The 23,602-nt window shown below is 65.1% G+C and carries 19 protein-coding genes; 9 read left to right on the plus strand and 10 right to left on the minus strand.

The window, feature by feature from the left end; genetic code table 11:
* The first annotated feature begins 75 nt into the window (after nucleotides 1-75).
* On the plus strand, nucleotides 76-462 hold the full coding sequence (locus tag L2Y97_RS03860; RefSeq protein WP_247433223.1) for a ribonuclease E inhibitor RraB: 387 nt from the start codon (nucleotides 76-78) through the stop codon (nucleotides 460-462).
* A 79-nt stretch (nucleotides 463-541) separates the two neighbouring features.
* Here the strand turns inward: L2Y97_RS03860 and L2Y97_RS03865 are convergent, their stop codons facing one another.
* Together L2Y97_RS03865 and L2Y97_RS03870 are read right to left on the minus strand one after the other, a co-directional pair.
* Nucleotides 542-1,912 (minus strand): FAD/NAD(P)-binding protein, encoded by a 1,371-nt coding sequence (locus tag L2Y97_RS03865; RefSeq protein ID WP_247433226.1) that lies wholly within the window; start codon nucleotides 1,910-1,912, stop codon nucleotides 542-544.
* 46 nt (nucleotides 1,913-1,958) lie between these two features.
* Entirely contained in the window at nucleotides 1,959-2,537 is a 579-nt protein-coding gene (locus L2Y97_RS03870; protein WP_247433229.1) for a cysteine dioxygenase, read from the minus strand.
* Nucleotides 2,538-2,696: 159 nt separating this feature from the next.
* Here L2Y97_RS03870 and L2Y97_RS03875 point away from each other — a divergent pair, with 159 nt between their 5' ends.
* A complete protein-coding gene (locus L2Y97_RS03875) occupies nucleotides 2,697-2,987 on the plus strand; it encodes a hypothetical protein (protein ID WP_247433232.1) in 291 nt (96 codons plus the stop codon).
* A gap of 190 nt (nucleotides 2,988-3,177) precedes the next feature.
* On the opposite strand, the gene L2Y97_RS03880 is transcribed toward L2Y97_RS03875, so the two are convergent.
* Together L2Y97_RS03880 and L2Y97_RS03885 are read right to left on the minus strand one after the other, a co-directional pair.
* Entirely contained in the window at nucleotides 3,178-3,837 is a 660-nt protein-coding gene (locus L2Y97_RS03880) for an energy transducer TonB (RefSeq protein ID WP_247433235.1), read from the minus strand.
* 294 nt (nucleotides 3,838-4,131) lie between these two features.
* Nucleotides 4,132-4,959, minus strand: a complete 828-nt coding sequence (locus L2Y97_RS03885) for a universal stress protein (protein ID WP_247433237.1) — start codon at nucleotides 4,957-4,959, stop codon at nucleotides 4,132-4,134.
* A gap of 113 nt (nucleotides 4,960-5,072) precedes the next feature.
* On the opposite strand from L2Y97_RS03885, the gene trhA reads away from it, so the two are divergent.
* Nucleotides 5,073-5,738 (plus strand): PAQR family membrane homeostasis protein TrhA, encoded by a 666-nt coding sequence (trhA, locus tag L2Y97_RS03890; RefSeq protein ID WP_247433240.1) that lies wholly within the window; start codon nucleotides 5,073-5,075, stop codon nucleotides 5,736-5,738.
* Nucleotides 5,739-5,852: 114 nt separating this feature from the next.
* Here trhA and L2Y97_RS03895 read toward each other — a convergent pair whose 3' ends face one another.
* From L2Y97_RS03895 to L2Y97_RS03905, 3 genes are all read right to left on the minus strand, one after another.
* Entirely contained in the window at nucleotides 5,853-7,616 is a 1,764-nt protein-coding gene (locus L2Y97_RS03895) for a DUF885 domain-containing protein (protein WP_247433243.1), read from the minus strand.
* A gap of 71 nt (nucleotides 7,617-7,687) precedes the next feature.
* Complete coding sequence (locus L2Y97_RS03900) at nucleotides 7,688-8,170, minus strand: DUF456 domain-containing protein (protein WP_247433245.1); 483 nt, start codon at nucleotides 8,168-8,170, stop codon at nucleotides 7,688-7,690.
* A complete protein-coding gene (locus L2Y97_RS03905; RefSeq protein WP_247433247.1) occupies nucleotides 8,170-8,940 on the minus strand; it encodes a DUF3298 and DUF4163 domain-containing protein in 771 nt (256 codons plus the stop codon). Before L2Y97_RS03905 ends, L2Y97_RS03900 begins: the two co-directional genes overlap by 1 nt.
* Before the next feature lie 95 nt (nucleotides 8,941-9,035).
* On the opposite strand from L2Y97_RS03905, the gene L2Y97_RS03910 reads away from it, so the two are divergent.
* Nucleotides 9,036-9,683 carry an RIO1 family regulatory kinase/ATPase domain-containing protein gene (locus tag L2Y97_RS03910; RefSeq protein ID WP_247436677.1) on the plus strand — a complete coding sequence of 216 codons (648 nt, stop codon included), beginning with the start codon at nucleotides 9,036-9,038 and terminating at the stop codon, nucleotides 9,681-9,683.
* Nucleotides 9,684-9,798: 115 nt separating this feature from the next.
* On the opposite strand, the gene L2Y97_RS03915 is transcribed toward L2Y97_RS03910, so the two are convergent.
* Entirely contained in the window at nucleotides 9,799-10,575 is a 777-nt protein-coding gene (locus L2Y97_RS03915) for a ferredoxin--NADP reductase (RefSeq protein WP_247433250.1), read from the minus strand.
* Between the two features lie 241 nt (nucleotides 10,576-10,816).
* On the opposite strand from L2Y97_RS03915, the gene L2Y97_RS03920 reads away from it, so the two are divergent.
* Together L2Y97_RS03920 and L2Y97_RS03925 are read left to right on the plus strand one after the other, a co-directional pair.
* Nucleotides 10,817-11,206 carry a hypothetical protein gene (locus L2Y97_RS03920; protein ID WP_247433253.1) on the plus strand — a complete coding sequence of 130 codons (390 nt, stop codon included), beginning with the start codon at nucleotides 10,817-10,819 and terminating at the stop codon, nucleotides 11,204-11,206.
* A complete protein-coding gene (locus L2Y97_RS03925; RefSeq protein ID WP_247433255.1) occupies nucleotides 11,206-11,730 on the plus strand; it encodes an energy transducer TonB in 525 nt (174 codons plus the stop codon). Before L2Y97_RS03920 ends, L2Y97_RS03925 begins: the two co-directional genes overlap by 1 nt.
* 223 nt (nucleotides 11,731-11,953) lie before the next feature.
* Here the strand turns inward: L2Y97_RS03925 and L2Y97_RS03930 are convergent, their stop codons facing one another.
* Nucleotides 11,954-14,935, minus strand: a complete 2,982-nt coding sequence (locus L2Y97_RS03930; RefSeq protein WP_247433258.1) for a TonB-dependent receptor — start codon at nucleotides 14,933-14,935, stop codon at nucleotides 11,954-11,956.
* Between the two features lie 731 nt (nucleotides 14,936-15,666).
* Between L2Y97_RS03930 and L2Y97_RS03935 the strand changes: the two genes are divergently transcribed.
* The 3 genes from L2Y97_RS03935 (at nucleotide 15,667) to L2Y97_RS03945 (ending at nucleotide 21,784) form a co-directional block, all read left to right on the plus strand.
* On the plus strand, nucleotides 15,667-17,838 hold the full coding sequence (locus tag L2Y97_RS03935; RefSeq protein ID WP_247433260.1) for a hybrid sensor histidine kinase/response regulator: 2,172 nt from the start codon (nucleotides 15,667-15,669) through the stop codon (nucleotides 17,836-17,838).
* The gene (locus tag L2Y97_RS03940; protein WP_247433263.1) at nucleotides 17,835-18,686 is read left to right on the plus strand and encodes an alpha/beta hydrolase; all 852 of its coding nucleotides are present in this window, start codon (nucleotides 17,835-17,837) and stop codon (nucleotides 18,684-18,686) included. Before L2Y97_RS03935 ends, L2Y97_RS03940 begins: the two co-directional genes overlap by 4 nt.
* A gap of 62 nt (nucleotides 18,687-18,748) precedes the next feature.
* The gene (locus L2Y97_RS03945) at nucleotides 18,749-21,784 is read left to right on the plus strand and encodes a sensor histidine kinase (protein WP_247433266.1); all 3,036 of its coding nucleotides are present in this window, start codon (nucleotides 18,749-18,751) and stop codon (nucleotides 21,782-21,784) included.
* On the opposite strand, the gene L2Y97_RS03950 is transcribed toward L2Y97_RS03945, so the two are convergent.
* On the minus strand, nucleotides 21,775-23,556 hold the full coding sequence (locus L2Y97_RS03950) for a glycoside hydrolase family 97 protein (RefSeq protein ID WP_247433269.1): 1,782 nt from the start codon (nucleotides 23,554-23,556) through the stop codon (nucleotides 21,775-21,777). The genes L2Y97_RS03945 and L2Y97_RS03950 overlap by 10 nt on opposite strands.
* Nucleotides 23,557-23,602 lie beyond the last annotated feature (46 nt).

Raw genomic sequence — 23,602 nt, forward strand, 5'->3', positions numbered from 1 at the left:
GCAAGTTGCTGATTGAATTCCCGTCCGGGTTTCACGATACGCAAGTTCTAACCTGAACCAGTAAGCGAGGCAGACGTGAGCATCGTTAAAGAACTGATAGATTCGGCGAACGCCGATATTGCTCTCTTGCGCGTGCGCGATACACAAGGAGATGTGTTTGCGATTCGTCGGCCCGTCGATTTTACGTTTCGATCTGGCGACGAACGGCAAGCCGCCTCGGTCGCGGGATTTCTTTCTGATTATCGATTTGCGGAGACTGCAATATCGGCCGTCGACGGCGAGTTCCGTATTGTTGCGACGATCGCTATGCCTGTGGAGCAGCAAGAGATCCTTTCGGTTTCTGGTTTTATGCAATGCATCGCAGCGTTGTTTACTGTGACCTACGACGGTTGGGGTGCGCCGATTAGGAGCAAACCCGTGGATACGATAGCGCCGATCGCTGATGGCAACACGACTAAGTAGTTACAAAGGCCTAGGCTTGTTCTTTTGCACGAAGAGCCGGATTTCGCCGGCTTTTCCTCACGTACGCTGATCTTTGAGATCACGTAGCCAGCATGGTTGCAAGGGACTGTGCTTGCTTGCGGATTTCCGGGATGGCGGTGGATTCCCATAGTGCCCCACGCAGCAGGCTGCCGATGGCAAACAGGTTGCCACGGGGTTTGCCGTCGCCATCGAGCAGGTGGCCATCGGGCTGCGCCGAGAGGCCCAGGCCCTGGCGGTCGGGCGTGACAAGGCCATCGATGACGAGCTGGCGCATGAGCGTGTGATCGGTGCGCAGCGTATCGGTGTTCAGGCCAACGGTCTGGATGACGATGTCGTAGGTTTCGGTGACCACGTCGTCCTTACCGGTGAAACGGCGAACGACATCCAGGTCGCCATCCATGCGCAGCGATACCGACTGCATGCGGCCGCGTAGCCGATGCAGTTTGCCCGCGGCTTCCAGCTCGTGGATCTTCTTGTTGACCTGCGGCGGCATGCGGTGGCGTGCGCGCTCCCACGCCCAGCGGGCGTGGCGGAGGAAACGTGCGCGTTCCGACGCGGGCAACTGCTGCCACAAGCCTTGCGTGTGCGGGCGCATGCCGTCGACCACGGTGCGCCAATCTTCCGCGCTCTCCGTCGCCTCACGCAGGCGGTGCAACCAGACACGGATATTCGGGTCATCCGCCATCTGATCGGCCAGGTCGTTGCCGTCGTCGCCCGGCGCCGACGCGGCGGCGAGGTGCGGCTCAGGCAGGTGGCCATGGCGCGAGAGCGCGGTGAAGTTCGCATTGGGCCAGCGCGCCGACAACTCGAGCACCACATCGACGGCGGTGAGGCCGAGGCCGATCACCAGCACGCGCAACGGGCGGTCGTCGCTTTCCGCGGCCGCCAGATAGGGCCACGGATGGGTGACGTAACGGCCGCTGGCGATCGCCGCATCCTGGATGCCGGGCAGCGGGCGCGGCGGGAGCGAGCCAATGGCGAGCACGGCGGCCTGCGCATGGGCCTCTTCATCGCCGTAGCCCACGGTCACACCCTCGCTGGAGGGCACCAACGATTCGGCGGCGAACGGAATGACATTGATATCGTGGCCAAGCTGGCCGGCGTTCTTGATGGCAGCATCCACGCGCGACTGCAGGAAATCGCCGTACAGCTTGCGCGGGAGGAAATCCGAGCCCTTGACCGCCGGGTTGCTGGCCTGGGCGTACTCGAGGAACCCGCCCGGCTTGCTGACGAACATGCCCATGGATGCCGCGCGGACATTGAGCAGGTGGCGATCGGAGGGCGTGCCATAGGCCACGCCGCGGCCGGGCTGTGCGCTGCCCGCGAACCAGGTGAGGTGCAAGGGCCTGGGTGTCCTGCGCTCCAGCAGTTCACTCACCAGCGTCGCCGCTGCCGCGCCACCGCCGATGATGGCGACCTTTTGAAACATGTGTTGGTCCTTCGCCCGTAGGTTGGGGTGGAGGGCCGTGAGACCGTCAGGCCGTCAGGCGTCCCGCAATGATCGATTGCCTCGGTCGTGCGATCCAGTGTCCAGAAGGACCTGGCTGCTCGTACGCGAGGTACTGTGCCAGATCGCCACCGTACACGTGAAGCGTGAGCGCCGTATCGTGCCGCGACAAATTGCGGCAGCGATGGGCGTGCTCCTCGGCGCCTTCGAACCACGTGGCATCGCCAGGGCCTAGCCAGGTACGGCCGACGCTGCGCAGCGTTTCGGCGGTGCCATCTTTGAGGAAGGACTCAACCTCGAGGGCACCGGCGATCGTCGCTTCCAGGCCCCAGAGGCCGCCGTGGTCGTGCACGGGGGTGGCATAACCCGGAGGCCAGGCCAGCACCAGGACACTGACGGCGGGTTTGGCGCGCTCGGCGAGCATCCAGCGCTCAAAACCGCGCCGGCGCTCGCGCAGCGCTCCCAGTGCCTCGGTGACGTCGTCATGCCGGGCATGCAGGGCACTGCCTAACTCCCGCGCCATGGCAGCGAGATCCGGGGCACCGCTGTCCGAATGGTCGAACGCGATGTCCCGCAAGGTTTTGATGATGGAAGAACGCTTACCCATGGAACGGGCCGCCCCGGCAAATCGACTGGCGCAAGTGGACCATGGCGCCTGTTAAACAGGCGTAACCCCGAACTTTCGTAGCCCCTTTAAACCGTTTGCCGGGAGGCCGCATCGAACCTTCGCACCGCCCATGGGGCGGCCGTCGCACGGAGACACACCATGATCGTCCTGACTTCACTCGTCGTCCTGTTCGCTGGCTTCTGGCTTGCCTTCGCCCTGGTGGGCGCCTTGCTCAAGCTGGTCTTCGGCATTATTGGCGGCGTCTTCCATATCGTCGCCAGCCTGGTGGGCGCGCTGCTCGGCGGCGTGCTCATGCTGGCCATCGCCCCCGTGGTTGCGCTGGCCCTGCTGCCGGTCCTCATCCCGGTGGCCTTCGTGGTCGCCCTCGTCTGGCTGATCGCACGCGCCACCCGCAAGCCCGATGTGGTGGTGATGCCCGCGCCGCGTTAAGGTCCGCCACCCCATACGCCACGCCAGCGCCAAATACGGTAGGAGCCCACCCTGTGGGCGACATCTTCCGCGATAGGGCCACATACAGTAGGAGCCCACCCTGTGGGCGACATCTTTCGCGATAGGGCCACACGTCCTGCAGGCCATTCGCGAACGGCGTCGCTCACAGGGTGAGCTCCTACAGTTCCTTTTAGAGGCTGCGTAGGTCGAAGGTAACGGGGATTCGCGCCCACGCTTTCACATGCTGCCCGTTCTGCACCGCCGGCTGGAACCGCCAGCTCGACAGCACCTGCTTGCGTGCCGCGTCATCGAGTACCTGGTGGCCGCTGCTGCTTTCCACGACCACATCGAGCGGTTTCCCGCTCTCATCCACCAGCACACGTAGCGTGACCGTGCCCTGCATGCGTCCGCGGATCGCCTGCGTCGGGTATTTCGGCGCGGGCGCCGCCACATAAGCCAGCGTCGTCTCTACCGGTGCCGCCTCGACGGCAGGTGCCGGTGTCGCGGGTGCCTGCGTCACCGGTGGCGCCTGGATCGAGCCTTCGTCCGTGGGCGTGCTGATGACTACCGGGGGCTGCGGTGCCTCGTGTGGTTTCGGCACGGTAACCGGCGTGGCCTTGATCAAGGGTTGAAGCTTGATGTCGGGAACCGGCACCGGCTTGGGCGGCGTCGGATGGTCGATCAGCGTGATGGTCTGCGCTATCGGTTTGAACGTGACGATCTCCGCCATCATTGGCCGCATGACGGCGATGAGTGCGGCGGCGTTGAGTGCGATGGCCGCACTCATGGCGGCGATACGGACAGCATCCGGGTGAATGCCGGATAGGGCCTGCGGACGGGCGAACGACATGAGCCACCTCCTTCGATGTGGGTGAAGGCGTTGCATAGTTCGTACTGCGTGGCGCCAAACACGGCCGGTGGGGACCGGCGGGGATCGTGTTCAGGTCCGGGTTCAGATTAGGCAGGGTTTGCAGGCAGTTGCAATAGTTTCATTTGGATGGCTATTTCGGTTAGCCCTGACCGATTCGCGATACGGTAGGAGCCCACCCTGTGGGCGACGCTGTTCGCGATAGAGCCGCCGGTCCTGTGGGGGTATCGCGAGAAGATGTCGCCCACAGGGTGGGCTCCTACAGCACCCGGCGCCTTAGTGCGCGACGAGCATTGGGATGTCGGACTGCATGAACAGGTACCGGGTGGTGCCACCCAGCACCAGCTCTGAAAGCCGCGAGCGGCCCCAGGCGCCCATCACGATCAGGTCCGCCCCGGCCTCGTGGGCGATCTTCAGCAGTTCGGGCCCCGGCGACGACAACGCCGCCTCATCGAGCTTGCGCACATCGGCCTTCACGCCGTGCGTATCCAGCCACCCGCAGATATCGGTATCGGGCAGGGCGCAGGTGCCGATTTCCTCATCACGGCTGCCGTCGATCACAGTGACCTTGCCGGTCTTGCGCAGCAGGGGCAGGGCCGAGCGGAGCGCAAGCGCGGACTCCCGGCTGCCGCTCCACGCGACCAGTACGTTCTCCCCCAGTGTCTCGACCGGCGCCGTGTCGGGCACCACGAGTACGCCACGGCTTGCGCCGAACACGGTGCGCGATACCACGCCGAAACCGATGGGCGCATCGCCGCGCATGGTGGAGGAGCGCTCCATCACCACCAGGTCGTAACCCGCCGAGGCATGCGTCAGAAGGGTGACCGTATCGCCGTTGCCCACCCGCCATTTGCCCTTCAGGCCGTGCGAGCTGAGCAGGTCGGTCCAGTCGGCAGCCACCGCACGAGCTTCGGTCGCCCTTTGCCTTACGGCATCCAGTTGCATGGGCACCGCCTCGGGGACGGTGAATGCGGCGGCCGGCATGTCGACGACGTGCATGCCATCGAGGCGGGCATCGATGCGTGCCGCCATGGCCAGCGCGGCACGCAGGCCGGCCCCTTGCAGGGGCAGGCGCGGAACACTCAGGAGAAGTTCGAGGGTCATGCCTGCATGGAACACCGCCCGGTGGCCCGAGGCAAGCCCCAGTTGCGAACCTTTCGCATCGGGCGGCGGCTTGGAGTACCCTCGGAGGTCACTTTGTGCACCGCGGAAAGAGCATGTCCCTCGAAAGCGCCCAGCCGCGCTACGGCTTTGGCGAAGAACTTGCGAGCAGCCTGATACACGGCCTGGGCATCGTGCTCAGCATTATTGGCCTCGCCGTACTGGTCGCCTTTTCCGCCATGTACGGCGGAACACGCACGGTGGTGGCAAGTTCCGTATTCGGTGCGACGCTTATCCTGCTTTACACCGCATCGACGCTCTACCACTCGGTTCCACCGGGTGGCGTCGCCAAGCGCACGTTCCGCACGCTGGACCACATCGCCATTTTCCTCCTGATCGCGGGCACCTATACGCCATTCACGCTGCTGGCGTTGCCGGGCGCATGGGGCTGGGGCCTGTTCGGCACGATCTGGGGCCTCGCCATCCTGGGGAGTGCCGCGGAGCTGGGCTTGCTCAAGCGTTACCGCAAGGCCGCCGTGGTGATGTATGTGCTGATGGGCTGGGTGGCGGTCGTCGCTATCGAGCCGCTTCGCGAGAACGTCGAAACCGGTGGGCTGGTGTTGTTGTTTGCCGGTGGTATCGCATACACCGCGGGCGTGCCGTTCTATGTGTCGCGGCGTATGCCGTATGGGCACGCGATCTGGCACTTCTTCGTGCTGGCGGGCAGCGTGCTGCACTACCTCGCGATTTTGCTTTATGTCATTCCTGATGCGCCGCGTTGAGTGCATCGGTAGGAGCCCACCCTGTGGGCGACGCTTTTCGCGATAGAGCCGCTGGTCCTGTAGCGGTATCGCGAAAAGATGTCGCCCACAGGGTGGGCTCCTACCTGTTCTTATTTATTTCTTTAGCTGCTCGGGGATGAAGCGGGTGCGCACGGCCTCGGCCAGCAGGTCGGGCGGGAGCAGGCCCTGGGCGATCAGGAAATCGTTGAACGCCTTGCGGTCGAACTTCTTGCCGAGCTTCACCTGGGTTTCCGCACGCAGCTGCAGGATCCGCGAGTAACCATAGAAATACGCGGTGGCCTGGCCGGGTGAGTTCAGCGTGTAGCGGTCCAGTTCCTGGCGTGCCATGGGCTCGGAGAGGCCGACGTCGTTCACGAGGATATCGTGCGCACGGTCGCGATCGACCAGGCCGAGGTTGAGCATCGGATCCAGGAACGCGCGGGCGGCGCGCAGCAGGCGGAACTGCAGGGCGATGAACTGACCTGCCGGCGGCTCGTAGGGCACCATCTCCGCTTCGGCGTAAAGGGCCCAGCCTTCCACGTTCACGCTGTTGAAGGCGAACAGGCTGCGAGTCAGCGAGACACCCTGTTCCACCATCGCCGCGAACTGAAGCTCGTGGCCGGGGCGGCCTTCGTGTGCCGTGAGCGTCCAAGCCGCGGCTTCAAAGGTGAAATCGTCGTACATCTGCGACGCATCGCCATTGGCCGGCGGGTTGCCGGTCGTGAGCACGAACGTGCCACGCTGCCCGGTGTTGTTGATGAACGGCGGCGGATCCATGTGCGGTGCCGGCGTACGTGCGTTCTCAGCTTCGGAGGCCAGGCGCATGGCCAGTTCGCGCTTCGGCAGCTCCACGATGCGCTGCTTGCGGATCGTATCTTCGATCTTGCCGATAACCGTGTGGTAGGTCGGCACCACCTGGTCCTTGGCAAGCTGCTTCTTCTTCAGTGCTTTCAGCACATCGCGGTAATCGCCCTCGGGCAGGCCTTCGGCCTTCGCCACCACGGGGGCGAGTTGCTGCAGCGCGTACGAGGTCTCCATGAACTCGAGCTCGGCGCGGCCGATAAGGTCACGCGGCGCGATATCCAGGCCCACCTGTTCCAGGTTGTAGGCGTACATCGGTTCGGGCAGGCGGAAATCGGTGCGCGCACGCGGCAGCACGGTCTTCTTCAGCCACGCGTTGTAGTCCTTCAATTGCTTGTCGAGCGTGGCCATCGCGGCTTCACTGCCGGCGATCTTCTTCTCGGCAAACAGCTTGCGGATGCCATCCACGTAGCGATCGGTATTGCCGAGCTTCTGCTCGATATCCGCCTTCACCGGACCGAGCAGCTGCTTGTCGCCCAGTTTTTCGGTGGTGCGCGCCTTGGCCTGGTCAACCAACGCCGTGCAGCCCTTGGTCGCACCGATGTAGCAGTTGAGACGGCCGAGTGCGGCCTTGTTCTGCTCCGGCGTGCTCTCGGCATTGAGCAGCGAGAACTCACCACTGAAGATCATCTGCCCCGCATCGAACCACGGCAGCATGTATTTGTCGTTGAGGTCGATACCCTTGATGTTGCCATCGATCTGCTTGACCAGGATCTGCAGGTCCTGGTGGACGTTGGGGTCTTTTTCTTCGGCAAGCCGCTTCTGCAGCTTCTCGCGCACCTCGACCAGCGCGGCACGCTGGCGCTTGTCGATATCCGGCCCGAGGTCGGCGGTCTTTTCGTCGTAGCCCTTCACACCGATATCGGTGGCGGACTCGGGACTGAACTTTGCGGTGACATCGAGCAGCAGCTGCGCATCGGCATTGCTGCGGGCGATCCAGGCCGGCTGTGCGGCTTCGGCGTGCAGGCTGCCCACGGCAAACGTAACCGCGGCGGCGAGGGTAAGGCGTCGGAACATGGGCATCTCCCCGGGTGAGTGCCCGGAGACTAGCCGGGACGGCAGGGGGGCGCCATGTGCCACCGGATGGGTCAGGCAAGCAGCAGCGCGACGCCCGCCATGCCCAGCATCAGGAAGGAGATGACCACCTTGGCCAGCATGCCCACCAGCATGCCGACCCAGGTGCTTACGCCTACGTGCGCCGAGCGCAGGATGCTTTTGCCCGAGGACAGCTCACCCACCACGGCACCGGCGAAGGGGCCGATGATGAGGCCGGGAATACCGAAGAACATGCCGACGGTCGTCCCCACGCCCGCGCCCCATAAGGCCCTCGGCGTGGCACCTATCTTCTTGGCCCCGAGCGATGCGGATATGAAGTCCAGCGCCACGCCCACGGCACCGACGATGCCGATGGCCACCAGCCAGCCCCAGCCGAGATGCTGGTACTCATCCACCGCGGCGGCCAGCCATATGCCGCCGAAGATCATGGGGATGCCGGGCAGCACCGGCAGGATGGCACCTGCGATGCCGCCGACGATGAGCGCGGCGGCGAGCAGGTACAGGGCGAGGTCCATCAGCGGAAGGCCTCGCGGTATTCCGGCTTCAGGTAGGAGAAAAACACTTCGCTGGGCACATCCACCGCCTGCGGGCCCGCCGCATAGGCGGCCACCTGGTAGGGCGGGAAGATGAAAGTGAGCCCGTGCACCTTGTCGTCCGGCCCCGTGAGCAGGTTGAACACGCGGTAGTGATCCTTGCCTGGCGCGGTGCCTTCCTCGATCTGGCGGGTATCCGACGCTAGCGGCTCATCCTGGTCATCCAGCTGGGTGATCAGCTGGCGCCGGGCCTCGGAGGCAAAGACGTGCTCGGCCGCGTCCGGATCGGTGAACAGCTCGCGGATGCCCACGACGCGGTCGGTATCCTTGTCGAAGGTGAAGCTATCGACGATGGGGGCCGGATGGGCGCCGCCGGTGAAGGCCTGCCCATCCACCTGCACGTTGATGAAGCGATCGGTTCGTGCCGAAACGGCGATATCCAGGTTCAGGTCCCAGGGCATCTCGCGCGCCTGTTCGCGGGCCCCGGGGGCGTCGAGGCTATCCAGGAACGCGCGCTTCTGCCCATCGACAAAACGATCGATCGCATGGCGCAGCGGATCCGCCTTCGGCGGCAGCTTGGGGAGCGAAAGCTCCATGGTATAGAGGCCCTCCTGGCCGGAACGGGTATCCTTATCGGCACTCGCCTGCGCGGGCGGCGCCGTGTGTCCGCCGTTCGTCTGGTCGGCGCCTTCGCGGCAGGCAGCAAGCCCGGCGGTGGCGATGACCAGCGACAGGATGTGTCGCACCAGCATTTCGGCAATCTCTCCCTGCGAGGCTCGCATCTTAGCGTAGACACCGCATGGCGCAGAGGGCGTCAACGTAACGAAGGAACAGCGTGCACAACGCGATGACGGAAACCGTCACCCTGCTGAAGGCCGATGAGCTCGGCCGCATCGAACGTGTCGAGCGCGACGGCGTGGTACTCATTCGCCGTGATATCGCCGCGGCCCGCTGGTGGGCGCGCGCGTTTGCCCGCCGCGCCGCGGCACGCGAGGCGCGGGCCCTGCAGCGGCTGGATGGCGTGGATGGGGTGCCACGCCTGCTCGCGTGGAATGGCCGGGTGCTGGAACGCAGCTATATGGCCGGCCAGCCCATGCAGGTGGGCCGGCCACTGGATGCGGCGTATTACCGCGATGCCCTGCGCCTGCTGGCCGTGCTGCACCGGCGTGGCATCGTCCACAACGACCTGGCCAAGGAGCCCAACTGGCTGGTGCGCGAGGACGGCAGCCCCGGGCTCGTGGATTTCCAAATCGCCTGGACCCGCGGCCGCCGCGGCACGCTGTTCCGCCTGCTTGCGCGTGAGGACCTGCGCCACCTGCTGAAGCACAAGCGGACGTACGTAGCCGATCGGCTCAGCGTGCGCCAGAAGGCGATCCTGGCCCAGCCCGCACCGCATTCGCGGCTGTGGCGGGCGACGGGCAAGCGCCTTTACAAGCTCATCGCCCGGCGAATCTTCGGTTATTGGGATAACGAAGGGCAGGGCCGCATCCGGTAGGAGCCCACCCTGTGGGCGACATCGTTCGCGCCGGGGCAACAGGGCCTGACGCGCGATCGCGAACGGCATCGCCCACAGGGTGGGCTCCTACGAAAGGCTATTCGGGGCGGCCCGTTTATTTCTCGACGAACGCGCGCTCAATCACGTAGTCGCCCGGCTCACGGGTGCGCGGCGAGGCCTGGAAGCCTTCACCATCGAGCAGCACGCAGATGTCTTCCAGCATCGAGGGGCTGCCACAGAGCATCACGCGGTCTTCGGCCGGGTTCAGCTGGGGCAGGCCGGTGGCGCGGGCCATTTCGCCGTCGGCGATCGCATCCGTGATGCGACCGCGGTTACGAAATTCCTCACGGGTGACTGTGGGGTAATACACCAGCTTTTCGCGGACCAGCTCGCCCAGGTATTCGTGGTTCGGCAGCTCGTTCTCGATGTAATTCGAGTAAGCCAGGTCGTTCACGTGGCGCACGCCGTGGGCCAGGATGATCTTGTCGAAGCGATCGTACGTTTCCGGATCGCGGATGATGGACATGAACGGCGCGAGGCCGGTGCCAGTGCCCAGCAGGTAAAGGCGCTTGCCCGGCTTCAGGTCGTTCAGCACCAGCGTGCCGGTGGGCTTGCGGCTCACGATCACCGGGTCGCCCGGCTTCAGGTGCTGCAGGCGCGAGGTGAGCGGGCCGTCCTGCACCTTGATACTGAAGAACTCCAGGTGTTCCTCGTAATGCGCACTGGCAATGGAATACGCGCGCATGAGCGGGCGGCCATCCACTTCCAGCCCGATCATCACGAAGTGACCGCTTTCAAAGCGGAAGCCCGGATCGCGCGTGGTGCGGAAGCTGAAAAGCGAATCGTTCCAGTGATGTACGTCGATGACGTGCTCGGTCGCCAGTGCCACCATGGTGTGCGTTGCCTCTGAACAAATAGGGACGAAGCCACCGCGCCCCGCGCGGCAAGCCTTGGAATCAGCTGGGGAAGCGGCCCGCGGGCCGCGCTGCCTGGCGCGTGGCGCCGCTCCCCCGTGGGGTGGGTGCGGGCTCAAGGCTATAAGGATACGGCATCCGGGGCCTTGTCGCCGCCGGGGTGGCCTATCCCGTCTCGTCCTGGTCTAAGATCGGGCCGTCCCCCCAAGGAAGCTCCCAATGACTCGACCCGAGTTCGCCCCGGGCCAGGCCTGGACCTATCGCACCCGTCCGGGTGAGGAAGCCTCGCGGATCATCATCCGCAAGAAGGACATCGAGCCGGAGGATGGCGAGGTTTTCCATATCTCCATCCTGGGCGTGAAGCTGCGCAACCACCGGTTGCCTGGCGGCCTGCAGCCTGCCATGCACCACGCCGCGGTGGCCCGGACCACGCTGGACCAGAGCCTGCTGAACTACGAGGGCGACGGCGATGACGACGAGACCTGGATGGACGGCTACGCCGTGTGGCGCCAGGCGTACGACAACGGCGATGCCGGCATCTTCGATATCCCGGTCAGCGAGATCCTCGGCTATATCGAGATGGTCATCGCGGCGTCGGGAGAGGTCTGATGGCGCGGAGCGTCCTGGCTTGCCTTGCCTCCGTCCTGCTCGCCGCCTGCGCCCACACGCCGTCCGCGAAACCGGCGCGGCCAGCGCCCCCGCCGCGCGATGGAAAGGTCAGCTACGAAGTGATTCCGGCCGGCGGCGCCGGTGAATACCACATGGAGGAAGGGCAGAGCTCGTTCGGTGCCCAGGCTATAACGAACGATCCACCTGCGTATCCGTCGTCGCTGATAGCGACGAACCTTCCGCCGATCGTGGTGCGCGCCAAGGTCATCGTCGATGGCAACGGCAAGGTATCGGATGTGCGCGACCTCGACACCGCGGCTGTAGATGCCAGTCACAAGGCCTTCTTCGCCGCCACGCACGATGCGGCCATGCGCTGGACCTACACGCCCATGACGATCGTGCAGGAACATGAAGACGCACGCGGCAACTTCAGCGAAACCCGAAGCACGGCACCCTTCAGCCTGGACTATGCGTTTCGCTTTGAACTTAAGGACGGCAAACCCGTCGTATCCGCCACCCAATAGAAAGTTTCATTACGGATTCCCGTCGGCGCTGTTTCATCGCACCTCTTCATCGGTTCATTCGCGAACGCGAATGAACCGATGCAGGAGCGACGCATGCACCTGCCGTACCCCGGAAACGCGCGATGAACCAAAAAAGAGCGCCCGGTCCTCCCGAAACCAGCAGGGGAGGTGCTGGTTTCGGGAGGCGGGCGCAAGCGTCACACAGGGATTGGGTAAAGCGGTTTTAGAAGTCGTACGAGACCGACAGGCGCGCGTAACGCGGGTCCTGCGTGATCAGCGGTGCGCGGTACAACGGGTGCGGCGTGCCACGCGACTGCCATTCCGTCGGATAACGGAAGACGGCGCGCTGCTGGTTGGTCACGTTGAACACGTTGGCCGAGAACGCCAGGCGATCGCCACCCCACGTCGGGCGGTAGGTCAGGCCCAGGTCCCACTGGTACGTCCACGGCAGGCGGCCCTTGTCACCCGGGGGCGACGGCTGGCCGTCACACCAGTGGTACGCCGAACCGTAGTGCGCCGGGTCCGTCTGGTCCGGGCCGTAGTAGCCCAGGCAGACTTCCGGTGCGCCCGCGGCGATCTGGAAGTTGCTCGAGAGCTGCCATTCCGGCGCGAACTGCCAGTAACCGAACGCCTTGAACACGTGCGGGTGATCGTTGCCCAGCGGGCCGTTCGCGTAATCCATCACATAGCTGTTATCCCAGTCCATGCTGCCGGCCGCGCCGTTCTGGCGCGAGTCGGTGCGCGACTGGCCTTCGGTGTTGCCGTACGAGCGCGAGAACACGTAATCGAACTTGCCGTACCACGTGCCGTCGAACTGGTGCTCCATGTAGAGCTCCAGGCTGTAGTACTTACGCTTGGTCGCGGGCATGCCCATTTCCTTGCGCGAAAGGTCCACCGTGAACGGGTTGCCGGACGGATCGAGCAGGGTGAAGGTGTTGCCGTGGCCGCCATTGACCAGGTAGCAGCTGTTGGTCGAGCCGACGGTGTGGCCTTCGGCTTCGGCCTTGGAGGTGACCAGGTCGATATCGCAGAAATCGTCGATAACGGTGTTGAGCTTGCGCAGCGTTGCCTTGGCGCCGTACGACCAGTTGTCACCCAGCAGCTTGTCGAAACCGAGGATGTACTCGTCCTGGTTTTCGGCCTTCAGGTTCTTGCCGGCGACGGTGCGCGGGTCAGGCGGGATGCCGTACGAGTTGTTGCCCGAGACCACGCCGCTCATCTGGGTCAGGCCGGTCGGCGTGCCGTCGGCGGCGATACCCGAGTAGGTGTAGAACTGCTGCGTGGCGGTGTAACCCGCGGCAGCACCCGTCGCCGGGTTGAGCGGCAGGCCCAGGTAGTAACGGCCGGCGTTCGCATACACCTTGAAGCTGCCATCGCCATTCACGTCCCATGCGGCGCCAAGGCGCGGCGCCCACTGCGGACGGGTCTGCTTGATGAACGGCTGGCTGAACTGGTTGTAGTCGGTGAACTGATCGTTGCGCAGGCCGACCGTCACGAGCCAGCGATCATTGACCTGCCACTTGTCTTCGATGTACTGGGCCTTCTGGTCCGAGCGCACGTTGACGAGGTTGTAGTTGACGTTCTTGCTGACGTAGTAACCGGACTGACCGTTCGGGAACAGCGCCGGTGCCGGCACGAAGTTGCGACCCGGGGTGTTATCGATCGCCTCGTTAGGGTCCTGCTGGAAACCATAGCTCCAGCTGTAGCCCGGGCCGGGGCTGAACGTACCGAAGTCCAGTACCTGCGACTTGACGTTATCGATACCTGCCGAAAGCGTGTGGTCGCCGGCGACGTACTGCACGTCAAAACGAAGGTTGTTCGACTTATTGCCACGACCCGGCGAGCTGATGTCAGCGACCTGGGTGTTCTTGATCGCGCTGCCGCCGTTGAGCAGCGGGTTCTGGTTGCCCGAGCTGTCGACACGCGCCAGGTCCGGGTCATAGTTACCCGCCTGGTCATAGTTCTTCACCGACATCTTGCCGTACTGCGCGCTGATGGTCAGGTTGTCCGTGATGTAGCCGGTGTACTTCGCGTTCCAGAAATCACCGCCGACCTTGGTGTTGTTCACCGGGCCAATGGTGTTGGTGCGTGACATGTTCACGTAGTCGTAGCCGTAGCGCGTGCCGCTACCCGAGCGCTTGTCACCCACATCGGTGAATTCGAGGATGTGGTTGTCGGTGATGTTCCAGTCGAGCTTGGTGTACCAGCGCGGGTTCTCGAACGTGTTCGTCGAGGCCGGGGTGCTGCTATCGACGGCGTTGACGTTGCGCTGGCCGTCCTTTTCGAACTCGGCCGCCACGAAGAAGAACAGCTTGTCCTTCACGAGCGGGCCGCCGGCATAGGCGCTGACCGTCGTTGCCCACTGGTCGTTCTGGCTCTTGGGCTGGTACAGGTCGCCAGCCGGTGCCGAGGAAGGCGTGTTCACATAGTGGATGTTCGGGCCCGATGCGCGCGCCCAGTTCGGCTCCCACAGGATCTGCGCGCCGAAGTGCCACTCGTTCGTGCCGCGCTTACCGACCTGGTTGATCACGCCACCATCGGAGCGGCCGTACTTGGCGCTGTAGCCACCGGTGTAGATTTCCTGCTGGTCGATCGCGCCGTACGGCAACTGGATGCCGCCGGCCGCATTCAGCGGATCGGTGGTGTTGAAGCCGTTGACGTAGTACGCATTCTCGTTGGAAGCGGCGCCGCCGAAGCTGGCGAGCGAACGACCGGTATCGCTCTTGAAACCGCCGCCGTTATTCACGACGCCCGGCGCCAGGCGAGCCACGGCTTCAGCGCTACGGCCGAGCGGCAGCTTGGCAAGCTGTTCGGAGGTGATGACGGTGCGCGAGTCGACCGAGGTCACGTCGATCGGCGGGATGGCCGTGCCGGTGACGGTGACACCGCTGAGCGAAGTCGCGTCAGCGGCCGTGGCAGCGGCCGGGGCAGCGAACGACACATCGGTGCTGGCGCCGACGCGCAGCGGGATGTTCTTGCGCGTATCGACCACGGCACCGTCGCGCATGAGCGTGACGGTGTACGTGCCGAGCGGCAGCTGGGTGATGGAGTAGTGGCCACGCTCGTCGACCGCGACTTCGCGGTGCAGGCCGTTGGTGCTGTCCACGACGATGGTCTGGTTGCCGCCGGCCGGGACGGAACCGTTGAGGTTACCGGTGGTCGACTGCGCGTAGGCGGTGCTGATGCCGCCCAGACAGGTACCCATGGCTAGCGCCAGAGCGGTCCTGCGAAACAGAAACTGGTACTTCATGCGTTCCCCGAATGGTCAATGCCGAAAATAACGGCAACACGGGGACGGAGCCGCGGGTGCATGCCCGCCGCTTTCGATTGCTGGAGCTATGAAGAGCCCCTCCCCGCGCTCCGTCGCAAATAATCCATTTGCCTCGATCCAAATGGACTGCTAGGCAAGGTGTACAGCAGGCTTGCGATGTTGTCCAGCATCTTTCGGGTGTGCACGCCTGGCCGTATAGCCGTCTGAACGCATTGATGCGGCGCAGCAGAAACGCGTGTAACTATGGGTATTTGTGCGTTTTCATGCTGCCATCCACGGGTTACGTAAACGATTACGCAAACGCCTCGAAAAAGCCGAAAGTTTCTTTCGAAAAACCTCAACCAGATGCGCCCTTAGCCCAGGTCTCACGCGCATTTGGATCGTGCGAATTCTCAAGCGAGCTGCGACGACCCGATTTATCGCCGGGTAAAATAGCGTTGACGCGAGCACGGACGGCGAAAAATCCGACCGGAATTCGTCGTAAAATGCGCTTCGTCAACGATCCGAAAGCATGCAGACCGCTGTAAGGCCTGGATCGACGGGGAGCGCAAGGCGATGCAAGTCCTTGCCAGGGAATCGAAAGCGAACGAAATGAGCCACTTGCCAGCGTCGCGGCAGAACATAGACTAGGCGGGTATCGGGGGAGTGGTGGAAGTCAGCCTGGCATGAAGATCGATCGCGGTAGCGGCAAGCGTGCCGGGCCGGTGATGCTCAGCGAGGTCGCCGAGCGGTTGCGCAATCCGCGCATCGACCGCATCGTGGCGAGCTTCCGCGAGCACCACGTGTCGCTCGTGCGCACCGTGCTGCTTGGCTTCATCGTGGTATGGACGGCCGCGTGGCTGAATGGCCCGACGCCCATGGCGCTCGAATCCCACCATGCCTTCCCACTCGCCCTGACGCTATTCGTCACCAGCACCTTCTGGATGCTGTTCATTCGTGCGGGTTGGCTCAAGGTCACGGCCCGGCTTGATGCGATCGGCCAGGTGGCGAACTTCGCCATGGCCGCCGCGCTGTTGAAATCGGGCTTCATGCTCGTCATCACGGTGACCGCCGTGTTGCCGTTCCTCTCCGTGGCCGTGGGCATGCGCTATAGCCGCCGGGCCTTCGCCGCCAGCGTGGTGGCCTCGGTGGCGATCCTTGGCGTGGCGGCGCCCGATGGGTATTGGGTGAACCGGCCGGCCTACGCCCTGTACGCGCTGGCGCTTACCGTCGTGCTGCCGATGACGCTGTACCGCATGATCGATGCGCTGCGCGAGGTCTCCGCTGAAGCCATCGCCTCGCGTGAGGCCCAGCACCGGTTCATCTCCATGATGAGCCACGAGATGCGTACGCCGCTCAGTACCGTGATCCACGCGGCCTCGCTGATCGATACCGCCGTCATGAACGACGACCAGCGCCGCCTGGTGGCGCTGCTCTCGACCAGTGCGAACGCGCTGCTGCACCGGGTGAACGCCGTGCTCGACGTGGCCTCGTTTGCCGGGGGCAGCTTTACGCTTCGCCAGCAGCCGTTCGCCTTTGATGAAGTGCTTGCGACCGTCGGCGCGGTGTGCCGGCCTTCGGCTGCCGACAAGCGCATCGCCTTCAGCGTGGCCCGCGATGCGTCGGTGGAAGGCATTTTCACTGGCGACCCCGGGCGCATCGAGCAGGTGCTGTCCAACCTGGCATCCAACGCCCTGAAGTTCACACCGCCGGGCGGCACGGTGGACGTGCGCGTCGAGCTGACCGAGGGCGTAGGTGGCCGTGATCCAATCATCACCTGCACGGTGATCGATACGGGCATCGGTATCGCCGATGTCGACAAGCAGCGCATCTTCGATCCATTCCAGCAGGTAAGCGTCGGCGAAAGCCGCCGCCAGGAGGGCGTCGGCCTGGGCCTGTACATCGTGCGGAACGTATCGGGCCAGATGAATGGCCATCTCGAGGTATCGGATAACCCGCTGGGCGGTTCGGTGTTCACCTGGCGCTTCCCCATGCCACGCGCCGCACAGGGCGCAAGGAGCATGGCGGATATCCCGCTGGTCGATCTGCTCGATGCGCACAGCGCGCGCGTGCCGCCACAGTCGTGCCTGGTAGTGGACGACAACGCCGCCAACCGCGAAATCGTTGGCCGGATCCTCGAGCGCGCGGGGCACCGCTGCGTGTTCAGCGCGAGCGGTGACGAGGCCCTGGCACGCATGGACCAGGATGCGTTCGACCTTATTTTCATGGACCTGCACATGCCCGGTAGCTCAGGGTGGGATGTGCTGGGGCGGATCGAAGTGCTGCGCCGTACGCAGGCGGTTCCTCCGATCGTGATGCTCAGCGCGGATTCCAGCCAGGATGCGGTACGTATCGCCTTCAAGGCCGGCGCCCGCGCCTACCTGACCAAGCCGATCGCCGCGCAGCGCCTGCTCGACATCATCGAGACGATCGCCGCGGAGCGTTCGCTGGCGACAGCGGCGAAGGCATGGCAGCCGGAGTTGCCTGGCATCGAGCCGCGCCACGGCCACACCACACCGCTGGACGAAATGCGCGCGCTCGCCAGCCCCTCGGAATTCGCCAGCTTCCTCGACCTGTGCTCGTCCGCGTCCGATGGCCATGTCGACACCCTGCGCGAGGCCATGCTGGCGGGCGATATCGCATCGGCGTCGGAATCGCTGCATGCCTTGCGCAACGTCCTGGGTAACCTGGGCGTGCCCGGTGCAAACCGGGTGTGCGATGACCTTGGCGTGCTGATCGACGCCGGCGGCGACATGCGTCCTGCCGTGGTCGAACTGGATACGCTGTGCCGCTCTGTCGGCCATTACGTCACCATGCAGCGCCGCCAGGCGGGCGCCACGGCAGGTACCGCGGCGTGACATCCCTCGAGGCGCTGGCGAGCGAAATCGACGAACGCGAACGCGCCGCGCCGGGATTGAAGCCTGATAACCAGGCGCGTGTCGTTTTTCTCGAAGGGGCGCCTCGTGAGCGCCGCCCGTTGGCACTGGTGTACCTGCACGGCTTCACCGCTAGCCAGGCGGAAGGCGACCCGGCGCACCGTGCACTCGCGCAGGCGTGCGGGGCCCACCTGTACCTCAACCGCTTGCATGACCACGGTTCCGATGAGCCCATGGCGATGGCGGGCGCGACACCGCAAGCCTGGCGAGACGACGCCGATGCGGCCCTCCAGGTGGGGCTCGCGCTAGGCGAGCGCGTCGTGCTCGTGGCTACCTCCATGGGCGGTTCGCTGGCGCTCGATCTGGCCGCTACGTACCCCGACAAGGTGGCTGCGCTGGTTGCCTGGTCACCTGGCATCCGCGTGTTCGATGAAGAACAGCTGCGAGCCGCGACGCTGCTGGAAGGGCCGGTCGTGCCACCGGGTGACCGCACGCCATACCAGCGGCAGTACTGGTCTTCCGTGGTGCACTCCGATGCGTATCGCGCCATCGCGCGCTTGTTTGTTGAGCGCATGCAGCCGGCGAACCTGGCCAGGGTCACCTGCCCGGTGCTGATGGGCGCATGGGATGGTGGCGTGGGTGACAGCGACACGCTCACCTCGGTAGCCGCGATGCGTGAGGCCTTTACCTGGCTGGGTACGCCCGCGTCGGCGCGGCGTTTCGTCAGCTACACCCATGCGGCCCACGTTCTTGCGAACCCGAACCGTTCGCCTGCCGCGGAACGCGTGCTCGCCGATGCGCTCGCGTTCCTCGCCGAGCATCGGCCATAGGTCAAGGCGACGTGGGCCGAGGTAACCGCTATCGTTGCGGTGTGGATCTCATGGGGTGGGGAGTGCGTTTCCAATTCGCGATCGCAGCGATGCGAGCGGTAGCGCTGGCGTTGGCCGGCTGGATGGTGCTGGCTGGCGCCGCCTGGGGCACGGATACCCGCGACCGCACCATCGGCCAGTTCTATCACACGGCCTGGACCGTGCGCGAAGGCGCGCCCGGGCAGGTGACCGCGCTTGCCCAAACGGCCGACGGGTTTCTTTGGCTGGGTACGCAGACGGGGCTGTACCGCTTCGACGGCGTGCACTTCGAGCGGTACCGGCCACGCAGCGGTGGCGATTTCCCTGCATCCACCGTCGCCTCGCTTTACGCGCCACCCGATGGCGGTTTGTGGGTGGGCTTTCGCTACGGCTTTGCCAGCTTCGTGGATGGTGACAAGGCGACGCACTATGGCGCCGCATCCGGATTGCCCACGGCGACCATCTACGCCATCGCCGGTACGCCGGACGGACGGTTGTGGGGTGCCACGTTCAACGGCCTGGTGGAGCTGCGCGGCAAGCAATGGCACTTGGTCGGCCCCGTGATGGGCCTGCCGGGAAACCGCGCGCGCAACCTGACCGTCGATCGCGAGGGCCGGCTGTGGGTTGCGTCGGATGTGGCGCTGGGCTGGTTGCCGCCCGGTGGCGATCACTTTGTTATCGCCACGCGTGACGTGGGCAAGATCAACCGTATTGCGGAAGCGCCCGACGGCGCGGTCTGGGTCGCCGATGTCGATCGCGGTGTGCTCCCCGTCTGGCAGGGCGCCAGCGCCCCGGCCACGGCGGGCCCCACGCTGCGTTTGTCCTCCTCGGGCCTGCTGTTCGATCGTGATGGCGCGCTGTGGGTACCTACCCAGGGCGAAGGCATGCGCCGCGTGCCGCACGTGGAGACGCTGGCGGGGCAGGTGATCGATGCCGATAGCGGTGCGGCGCAGCGATTCGTCGAGCGCGATGGGCTTACCTCCGATTACATCACCGCCGTGATCCAGGATCGGGAAGGCAATGTGTGGGTCGGCGGCAGCCGGGGGCTGGATCGCTTCCGGGCCAGCCGGCTGCTGCCTGCACCCACCCCTTCGGGTGCGACGGATTTCGCTATCGTGCCTGCCGCCAGGGGCGGCATCTGGATTGGCACGAAGAACCGCCCGCTGATGCAGGTGCAGGCGCTGGGTACCCACACGGTGGCGTTCCCCGAAGCGATCACGGCCGCGGCACGCGATGCGCAGGCCACCTGGCTTGGCGGCCCCAATGGCGTGTGGACGATGGACGGCGATACGCCGCGTCTCTTTGCCACGTTGCCGGTGGAGGATTTCACGGGGGTGCAGGCCATCGTCGGCGATGGCCGTGGCGGGGTCTGGGTATCCATCAACCGGCCAGGCGTCTATCACTACACGCAAGGTGGCTGGCACCGCGAGCTGCTGCCCGCCGTCGCCAATGATCCCTCGCCGCTGGTGCTGATGCGCGACCGCGCGAACCGGTTATGGATGGGCTTCGCACGCGACACGATCATCGTTCGCGACGAAACGGGGCACGACACGGTGCTGGGTGCGCGCGATGGCCTGGATGTGGGCAACGTGACGGCGCTCCTCGCCGATGGCGATACCATGTGGGTCGGTGGCGAACGTGGCATCAACCTCGTGGAAGGCGGCCACGTGATGCCGTTGTCACTGCAGATGGACTTGCATGGCGTGTCCGGGATCGTGCGCGATCGCGCCGGTGACTACTGGGCCAACGCATCACAGGGCATCGTGCGCATACGCGGTAGTGACGTGACGCACGCGCGCGCCGACCGGACGTTCCACGTCCCGGTCACGGTGTTTGATTCGTTGGATGGCCTGCCGGGCACACCCGCGCAGTTCCGCCCATTGCCCACGGCCGTCGCAGCGGATGACGGGCGGTTGTGGTTCGCGACCACCAGTGGCGTCGTCTCGATCGATCCGGAAAGCGTCCCACGCAATTCGATTCCGCCACCGGTCTCCATCCGGGGTATCGCCACCGACATGGGTTGGTTCGATGGGCCGGGTCGGATTCACTTGCCCGCGAAAACCGAACGCCTGCGCATCGTGTATACCGCGACGAGCCTTTCGATGCCGGAGCGCGTGCGTTTCCGCTACCGCATGGATGGTCTCGATACACGCTGGCGCGATGCGGGCACGGATCGCGAGGCGGTGTACACGGATCCGCCGCCGGGGCATTACGTGTTCCGCGTTTCCGCCGCCAATGAAGATGGCGTGTGGAACGAGCAGGGCGCATCGCTGGCGATCGATGTGGCGCCGGCGTTCTACCAGACCGCGTGGTTCGCCGTGATCGTGGCGGTGCTCTGCGCCGCGCTGGTGTGGTTCCTCGTCCTGCTGCGCATGCGGCGGATGGAGACGCAGCTGCGTGAGCGCCTGCACGAGCGGCACATCGAACGCGAGCGCATCGCGCGCGAGCTGCACGACACGCTGCTGCAAAGCATCCAGGGCCTCATGATGCGTTTCCAGGCAGTCGCCAATCGCGTGCCGCCCGGCGATCCCTTACGCACCTCCATGGAAAAGGCGCTGGACCGCGCCGAGCTCGCGATCGTGGAGGCGCGCGACCGCGTCCGTGACCTGCGCGATCACCTGGGCGACATGGTGCCCCTGGATGTCGGCCTGCTTGAACTGGCACGCGCCTACGCGGAGGAGCACGCCGTTCCCGTGACCGTCGAAGCGTCGCCGCCATGGCGCGGCATGGATCCGCTCGCGCGGGATGAGCTCTACGCCATCGCCCGCGAGGCCGTGCACAACGCCATTGCCCATGCGGAAGCGACGCGCATTGATGTCACCCTGCAGCGTGAGGGTGCCGAGGTGATGCTTGCTGTTTACGATGATGGAGGGGGCATTGAGCCAGGCATCCTGGCGTCAGGACGGCCCGGGCATTGGGGCCTGCGTGGTATGCAGGAGCGTGCCCAGAGCATCGGTGGCAAGGCGCTCATCACATCCTCACCGGGTGGTGGCACGCGCGTTGTCATTCGCGTGCCACTCGCCCGGGTTATGCCGGTTCCTGCGTGGTGGCAGCGCTGGCTGCCCGGCGCTCAGCGATAGCAGCCGTACTTGAACTGACCTTTCGCCGCAGGGCAAAGGATGGCGGCGAAGCCCCCATTGGCCGGTACATCGAACGAAAGGGTGCCGTCGGCGGTCACGTTTTGTGATTCACGGGCGACATCGCCACGGCCCATGCCATCGCGCACGATATCGGCGCGCCACGGGCCGACGCCAAGCGACGAAAGCGGAACGCTTAGCCGGCGTGCCGGGCCGGCGGCGATGGCGCCGATGAACCAGCGATCGCCGCTGCGGCGGGCGAAGATGGCGTCTTCGCCCGGGGTGCCCGCGATCAGCCTGGTTTCATCCCACACCGTTGGAATCTGGTCCAGGAACATCAGTGCGTTCGGCCGGCGCTGGTAGGCTTCGGGGCTATCGGCCAGGTGTGTCCAGCCCGATTCGAACACGATGGGCAGGGCGATCTCGTGGGCGATGCTGGCCTCCTTCTTGCCGACATCGAGAGCCACCGGTGTGTAATCCATCGAGCCCACGACGTTGCGGGTGAACGGCTGGATCGTGTTACCCACGGCGGGCGGATCGTTCTCCGCGCCGCGCACCCCTTCCATGGTCATCAGGTGTGGCCACGTGCGCGCGAGACCGTGCGGGATGGTGCCACCGTGGAAATTCACCATGAGCTGGAAGCGCGCCGTATCGGCGAGGGTGTCGTCGTACCAACGGAAGCGCGCCTGGCTATCGGAGCCCATGAAGTCGATCTTCACGCCTTTCGCGCCCCAGCCCTTGATGCGGCTGAACCATGCCTCGCGCTTCGCCGGCGTATCCAGTTTCGTCCACGGAAACCACATCAGCACGTCCACGTGTTTTGCATTGGCATAGCGGATGAGCTGCGGCGCCCAGCTATCGCTCCAGCCCTCGTCGAGCAGCACGAAGGGCATGCGGTTGGCCGCGGCAAAGTCCACGAACACCTTCTGCCGCTCAAAGTCCTTCGGGCTATCGTGGTCGCTGATCCAGGACCACGCGACGCGGCCGGGCTTCACCCAGGTCGTGTCCGTGAGCTTCGAGGGATCGGCGAGATCATCCACCAGGGTGGATTCGGTAACGGTGGGCAGGTCACCCGTGATGACGGTGCGCCAGGGCGTTACACCGGTACTTTCGACGCGGCTGTCGGCAAGGACCAGCCCGTAGCGGGGCGCGTTGGCGACGTGGGATAGCCTGCTGCCGTCGTAACGGCCATCCGCGTTGGCCTCGGTGATCAATACATAGCGCTGGCCGGTCAGGAACAGGGATGGATAACCGTAGTCACCGGATGGCGCGGCCGCGGCGCTGGTCTGGATACGTTCCTTCTCGTTGCTTGGGTCGTATGGCAGCAGCCATGCGCGCGCATCGGCGGGCAGCGTGTAGCTGGTCGCTTCGCCGGTTACCGTGGCCTGTGTCGTCCCGGGCAATTCGTAGCGGAATGCCACGCCATCGTTCGCCACGCGAACCACCACATCGAGTTTTTCGCCCTTGTCGTTCTGCAGGGCATAACGTGTCTCGGCGAGGTTGGCGCTGCGCACCAGCCGTTTGCCGGTGGTCATCCGGTAGTTTTCGGTGAGGTTGCGCTGGGTGGTGCCGATCAGGCGCAAGTCATGGGTCAGGTCACTGCCAGCGGTGCGCAGGCCCAGGGTGGCATCCACCAGTGCCGCGCCCTGCGGATCCGTGATGCTCAACACCGGGCGTCCGCCGTCGTGGAACACCACGGTGGCCAGGGGTGGCGTCGCAAAGGCGGGCATGGCCACGAGGGCGGTAAGGGCAGCGAGGCAATGCGACGTCTTCATGGGAGCTCCTGGGCAGGCGTGCCGGGCGCCGAGCATTCCACAGCGC

Origin of the sequence: Luteibacter aegosomatissinici, from assembly GCF_023078495.1 — a bacterium.
Taxonomy (GTDB): Bacteria; Pseudomonadota; Gammaproteobacteria; order Xanthomonadales; family Rhodanobacteraceae; genus Luteibacter; species Luteibacter aegosomatissinici.

Bases quoted from the DNA above. Each gene is read 5' to 3' on its own strand.
- L2Y97_RS03865 (WP_247433226.1), bottom strand. From the start codon at position 1,912: ATGTTTCAAAAGGTCGCCATCATCGGCGGTGGCGCGGCAGCGGCGACG.
- L2Y97_RS03875 (WP_247433232.1), top strand. From the start codon at position 2,697: ATGATCGTCCTGACTTCACTCGTCGTCCTGTTCGCTGGCTTCTGGCTT.
- L2Y97_RS03910 (WP_247436677.1), top strand. From the start codon at position 9,036: ATGACGGAAACCGTCACCCTGCTGAAGGCCGATGAGCTCGGCCGCATC.
- trhA (WP_247433240.1), top strand. From the start codon at position 5,073: ATGTCCCTCGAAAGCGCCCAGCCGCGCTACGGCTTTGGCGAAGAACTT.
- L2Y97_RS03920 (WP_247433253.1), top strand. From the start codon at position 10,817: ATGACTCGACCCGAGTTCGCCCCGGGCCAGGCCTGGACCTATCGCACC.
- L2Y97_RS03895 (WP_247433243.1), bottom strand. From the start codon at position 7,616: ATGTTCCGACGCCTTACCCTCGCCGCCGCGGTTACGTTTGCCGTGGGC.
- L2Y97_RS03885 (WP_247433237.1), bottom strand. From the start codon at position 4,959: ATGACCCTCGAACTTCTCCTGAGTGTTCCGCGCCTGCCCCTGCAAGGG.
- L2Y97_RS03925 (WP_247433255.1), top strand. From the start codon at position 11,206: ATGGCGCGGAGCGTCCTGGCTTGCCTTGCCTCCGTCCTGCTCGCCGCC.
- L2Y97_RS03950 (WP_247433269.1), bottom strand. From the start codon at position 23,556: ATGAAGACGTCGCATTGCCTCGCTGCCCTTACCGCCCTCGTGGCCATG.
- L2Y97_RS03930 (WP_247433258.1), bottom strand. From the start codon at position 14,935: ATGGGTACCTGTCTGGGCGGCATCAGCACCGCCTACGCGCAGTCGACC.
- L2Y97_RS03900 (WP_247433245.1), bottom strand. From the start codon at position 8,170: ATGGACCTCGCCCTGTACCTGCTCGCCGCCGCGCTCATCGTCGGCGGC.
- L2Y97_RS03935 (WP_247433260.1), top strand. From the start codon at position 15,667: ATGAAGATCGATCGCGGTAGCGGCAAGCGTGCCGGGCCGGTGATGCTC.
- L2Y97_RS03870 (WP_247433229.1), bottom strand. From the start codon at position 2,537: ATGGGTAAGCGTTCTTCCATCATCAAAACCTTGCGGGACATCGCGTTC.
- L2Y97_RS03915 (WP_247433250.1), bottom strand. From the start codon at position 10,575: ATGGTGGCACTGGCGACCGAGCACGTCATCGACGTACATCACTGGAAC.
- L2Y97_RS03880 (WP_247433235.1), bottom strand. From the start codon at position 3,837: ATGTCGTTCGCCCGTCCGCAGGCCCTATCCGGCATTCACCCGGATGCT.
- L2Y97_RS03905 (WP_247433247.1), bottom strand. From the start codon at position 8,940: ATGCTGGTGCGACACATCCTGTCGCTGGTCATCGCCACCGCCGGGCTT.